At 41.1% G+C, this 4,963-nt stretch carries 4 protein-coding genes and 1 pseudogene; 2 read left to right on the top strand and 3 right to left on the bottom strand.

The features are described 5' to 3' along the window. On the top strand, positions 1-435 hold a 435-nt coding region (locus tag H740_RS04715; RefSeq protein WP_002951886.1), incomplete at its 5' end, for a magnesium chelatase domain-containing protein. Positions 436-516: 81 nt separating this feature from the next. Here the strand turns inward: H740_RS04715 and H740_RS04710 are convergent. From H740_RS04710 to ybaK, 3 genes are all read right to left on the bottom strand, one after another. Then, entirely contained in the window at positions 517-2,592 is a 2,076-nt protein-coding gene (locus H740_RS04710) for an autotransporter outer membrane beta-barrel domain-containing protein (protein ID WP_156318399.1), read from the bottom strand. 166 nt (positions 2,593-2,758) lie between these two features. Then, on the bottom strand, positions 2,759-4,153 hold the full coding sequence (locus tag H740_RS04700) for a phosphomannomutase/phosphoglucomutase (RefSeq protein ID WP_002951877.1): 1,395 nt from the start codon (positions 4,151-4,153) through the stop codon (positions 2,759-2,761). Positions 4,154-4,220: 67 nt separating this feature from the next. Beyond that, positions 4,221-4,694 (bottom strand): Cys-tRNA(Pro) deacylase, encoded by a 474-nt coding sequence (gene ybaK, locus H740_RS04695; RefSeq protein ID WP_002951875.1) that lies wholly within the window; start codon positions 4,692-4,694, stop codon positions 4,221-4,223. Between the two features lie 60 nt (positions 4,695-4,754). Here ybaK and H740_RS04690 point away from each other — a divergent pair. Then, positions 4,755-4,963 (top strand): annotated as a pseudogene (locus H740_RS04690) (flagellar basal body-associated protein FliL); the annotation flags it as partial.

Below are 4,963 nucleotides of genomic sequence, written 5' to 3'. Positions count from 1 at the left end.
GCGCTTAGCGTCGAGATACAGGCGCTCGTGTGCGAGAGCGCGTATCCCAAACGCAGCTCCACCGGCTTTGATAAAAACCGCCTAGATATGCTGCTGGCGTTGCTTGAGCGTAAGCTCGAAATACCGCTAGGCCACTACGATGTTTTCATCAACGTGAGCGGCGGGGTTAAGATCAGCGAAACGGCGGCCGATCTAGCCGGGGGCGCAGCGATCATCTCCAGCTTTAAAAATCGTCCGATCAGCAAGGAGAGCGTATTTATGGGTGAGCTTAGCCTAAACGGCGAGATTCGCGAGATATTTAACCTCGATCAGCGCCTAAAAGAGGCCAAAACTCAGAAATTTAAAAACGCGATCGTACCAAGCAAGCCGCTTGACGCGCAGGGGCTAAAATGCTTCGTCGCAGGCGATATCACGCAGGTTTTGGAGTGGATGTAAGTTTACATAACCCAAGCTCACATAAATACAAAGATTTTACTTCAAGGCGTCTATATAGAGCCTTGAAGTAAAGAAATTTATTTAAAATTTATACATAATCTCAGCCGCAGCGGTAACACCTTCTCTTTTACCAACCATGCCTTCAAATTTCAAATTTGTCTCAAATCCTTTTTGTGCTTTAAATTTTAATCCAAACTCGGCCGTGCCGGTGTTACCTTTCATAGAAGGCGAAATAATATCCGTGCCATACGTTAGATTATAGCCGTTTGATTTTCCTTTAAATTCCCTATCGTATGCCAGACCGGCAAACCAAAGAATATCATCATTTATGTCCTGAGAAAATTTAAAACCTACTTTTGCTCTTAACGAGTCACTTTTGCCTAGCAATATCCTTTCGCTATTTAATTCTACTTGCTTTTTGCCGACTCTAGTAAAAAATACTTTAGAATATATGTCAATATTTGAAAAATCAGTTATTTCAAATATTTTACCTAACCCCACGTGTCCGCCGTAGTAGCTCCTTGATACATCATAGTCAACCTTTACGCCGTTAGGCAATACCGTTTCGTAATCGGTTTTTATTTTACCCATCTTTACGGTAGCTTCAGTATAGAAATTTGCAGGCAAACTTGCTTTACCAAGAAGCCCTATGCCATAATAACGCATCTTTCCCTCGCCTTTAATGTCACCTACACTTCTTCCGCCAAAAGTACCGCTATATTCATTAAAAGTATCATAATTTCCGCCTCCAAATTCTAAAAAGGCACCTGTAAGAACATCTTTAAATTCTTTAGCAACTCCAACGGCAAACGATACTGATTTTACATCCACGTGCGAACCTGAATTGTGTCTAGTATTAGATATGGCGGCTCCCGTTACCACGCCGCCATTTAATTTATCACTGTCGGCTGCGCCGCTAAGGTCTATATTTGAAACGACTTCAGAGCTTTGATTGATGATGGCTATAGCGCCAACGGTCGGCTCTAATGTGCTTTTTTGCACGGTATCTATAAGTTTTTGCTCGTTACTGCCGTTATGGGGGCTTAGCGGACTAACTTTTTTAGCAACTACCGCATACAAATTATTTCCTTGAGCAGTCAAATCGCTACCATCTTTTTGTAGATTAAACTCATATATGGTTGATATTCCGGCTATAGCTTGTAAATTTTCATTATGATTTTTTATTTTATCCGCAAGCTCTATTGGATACAAAATACCATGCGGATTTGAAATTAAAGTTATCCTGTCGTTCACATTGAGATTATTATTTTCTGCCCCCATGGTTACAGCTAAAAGCGAACGCGTCAAGTCGGTATTTTTATTCTGATTGCCTATTTTACCGCTTAAATTTAAAATAGTATCGCCAGCTCTCACGTCTGAAGGTAGGTAAAAACTAACATATTCAAAATTTACGATATTTCCAGCCTCTATATTTTTGCCGCGAATATTTAAAGTATTTCCTTTTGTGGTTTTAGCAAATTCGCTAGATATAGAGTCGCCGCCGTAAATAGTCTGCAAGCTTAACAAACTTGCATCTAAATTTACTATATTATCTACATTGCCGCCACTGCCTTTTCCACCGTAAATTTGCCCTTTTATCGTACCGCCTTTTATGGTTACGATATTGCCGTTTGCTTTACCGCCGTTTACGGCATGGCCGCCCATAACATCTTCGCCTATCGTTCCGCCATCTATAGTTACAGAATTTAAACTAGCTACACCTCTAATACTATGTCCGCCTACAACATCTTGACTTATCTTGCCATTGTTTATTGTTACAAAATTTGAAGCACTATCGTCCCCTGTTTCCGCAGAACCACCATAAACCGACTGTATCCTATCTCCGCCATTGATATATACTTTATTATTAGAGGCGTTTTTGTTTCTTATCGATTGATTTAATCCGCCGTGTATCCGAATTCCGAGTCTACTATTTTTAGCCATATTGGCAGGAGTAGCATTCCACGTAACGCTATTATCAGAATAGCTTCCACTCGTCTCGCCAGGGTTAAAACCATAATAGCCGCCAAAAACATTATTATTCTCCAAGTATCTCGTGTAGAATGATGCCTGAGTATCTGCATCAATAACAATATTTTCTGCTCCATATAAAGAGCACCCCAACACAAAACATAAAGCAACATTATTATGCTTCATTTTTTCTCCTTTATTGTATTTATTAGATTTATTAGCTATGAAAAAGTGTATCACCATACTTACAATTAAACTAACATTATATATTGGAAATTCAAAAAATTAGATGAACATGGTTTCAGTATATTTTAGTCCTATTTTACAAACCATCTCATTATGGCTTGTAAAATTATGCACTTTCTTTTTTTATTAATTCATCAAACACGATTTGCAAATTTGCCAAAGTTTTTTCATCTTTTGCCTCAAATCTCGTAACAATAACAGGCGTCGTATTTGAGGCTCGTACTAGCGCCCAGCTACCGTCGTCAAATCTCACTCTAACTCCGTCTATGTCGATGATTTCGGCTATTTTACCAAGACCTACTAGCAAATTTTGCACGTCGCCATTTTCGTAAATTTCAACCAAAACCTCTTTTAGCTTTGCCACAAGCTTAAATTTCTGTGCGTCGGTCGTTTTTACCTTAATCTCGTCGGTGCTAAAGACTTTTGGCAGTTTATCTAGCTCTCCGTCTAGGTTAAAGCCCTTTGCGACCAGCTCCAGCGCGCGAAACATCGCATACGTCGCGTCGTCAAAGCCAAAATATCGCTCCTTAAAGAAAATATGCCCGCTCACCTCGGCCGCCATATCGATATTTAGTTCCTTCATCGCCTTTTTGATGTTACTGTGGCCGGTCTTGCCCATGAAGCTTTTACCGCCGTGCGCGTCGATCTCGTCGTACATATTTTGCGAGCATTTGACCTCGCCCAGCACGCGCGGATTTTTCATCGCAAGGCTATATAAATACGCTAGTTCGTCGCCTTTTATGTTGCGCTTTTTGGTTAAAACCGCGATACGGTCGCCGTCGCCGTCAAAGCCAAATCCTATGTCAAATTCGCCTTTTAGCGCAGATTTTAGATCGGTTAAGTTTTTCTCTTCACTTGGATCTGGGTGGTGGTTTGGGAAGTTGCCGTCGGGCTGTGGATATAAAATTTTCGCATCCAAATTTAACGCCTCGCAAATTTCGGGCAGTACTGCTCCGACCGCGCCGTTTGCGCAGTCAATAACGATTTTAAGCGGTAAGGCTTTTAGATGCGCAAACTGCTCTATGAGAAAATTTTTATAAGGCGTCGCGATATCGAATTTTTCAGCCCTCAGATCATCCGGTATTTGCGTTTTTGCCGTGATGTCCGCTAGTACGGCGATTTTTAACTTTTGCAAATCCTCACCAAAATAGCTATCTTTAAAAATCGTGATTTTAAAGCCGTTGTACTCTTTTGGATTATGAGAGCCGGTTATCATTATGTTTGCGTAAAATTTGTTAAAAAACACGCTAAAATAGCCAATCGGAGTCGGTAACAAGCCGATATCGTAGACTTTGATACCGGCCAAATTTAGCCCGCTAACTAGCCAGCCGAAAATCTCATTCGCACTTAGCCTAGCGTCATATCCTACGCTAACGTTTTTTGCGCCTCGGCGTAGCATCTCTCGACCCAAATTTAACCCGATCGCTTTGACGCTGATTTCATTTAGATCGCGCTCGTAAATACCGCGTATATCGTATTCTCTAAAAATTTCGTCTATCAAAATTTTACCTTTATAAATTTATTTTATTTTAAGACGGCGTATTTTAGCATTTTTGGGTTAAATTTTACTAAACGGCGACGTCTCCAAGCTTTGCGCTAATAGCTTCTATCAAGCTTTGAGGCGCGATTTTGATCTGTTTTCCGCGCACCCCGGCACTTACATAGACGTAATCTTGCTTTAAAATCCTCTCGTCAAAAAACGTCTCGAACGCCTTTTTCATCGCTATCGGCGAGCAGCCGCCCCTGATATAGCCCGTCACTTTTTCAAGCTCTCTTAAGTTTAAAAGCTCGCATTTTTTATGCCCGCTAAGTCTTGCTAGAGCCTTTAAATTTAAGCTCAAATCGCCCTGTATGCACGCTACGACGTAGCCTCTAGGCTCGCATTCGCAGACGATGGTTTTATAGATTTTTTCTATTTGCTCACCGCAAACGGCAGCTACGTGAACGGCGCTCAGATCGCTCTCATCCACTTCGTATTCAACTAGCTCGTAGGGGATATTTTTACCGTCTAAAAACCTCGCGGCATTTGTTTTATGTACCATTGCCTTCTCATTTTTCAAAAATTTAAGATATAATTATAGCTAAAATTTTAAGGAGAATAGATGGCTGAAGAGACGCAAAGCAAAAAAAGCAGTAGCTTAGTTCTAATCATAATCATCGTTATTTTGATACTACTTTTGGTGGTCGGGGGGTTGCTTGCATTTTTATTAATGAGTGGTAACGACGACGCTACGCAAACGCAAACGGCACAAGCGCAAACCGAGCAAGTCCAATCAGCAGCGCCAAAAAGCACGGCGGGCAAGCGCTCAAA

The organism is Campylobacter showae CC57C, assembly GCF_000344295.2.
Classification (GTDB): domain Bacteria; phylum Campylobacterota; class Campylobacteria; order Campylobacterales; family Campylobacteraceae; genus Campylobacter_A; species Campylobacter_A showae_B.
Note: the sequence above shows the minus strand (reverse complement) of the source record. Positions and strands in the feature narration are given on the sequence as shown.

Excerpts from the sequence above, each read along its gene's own strand:
- ybaK (WP_002951875.1), bottom strand. The coding sequence starts at position 4,694 with ATGGTACATAAAACAAATGCCGCGAGGTTTTTAGACGGTAAAAATATC.
- H740_RS04710 (WP_156318399.1), bottom strand. The coding sequence starts at position 2,592 with ATGAAGCATAATAATGTTGCTTTATGTTTTGTGTTGGGGTGCTCTTTA.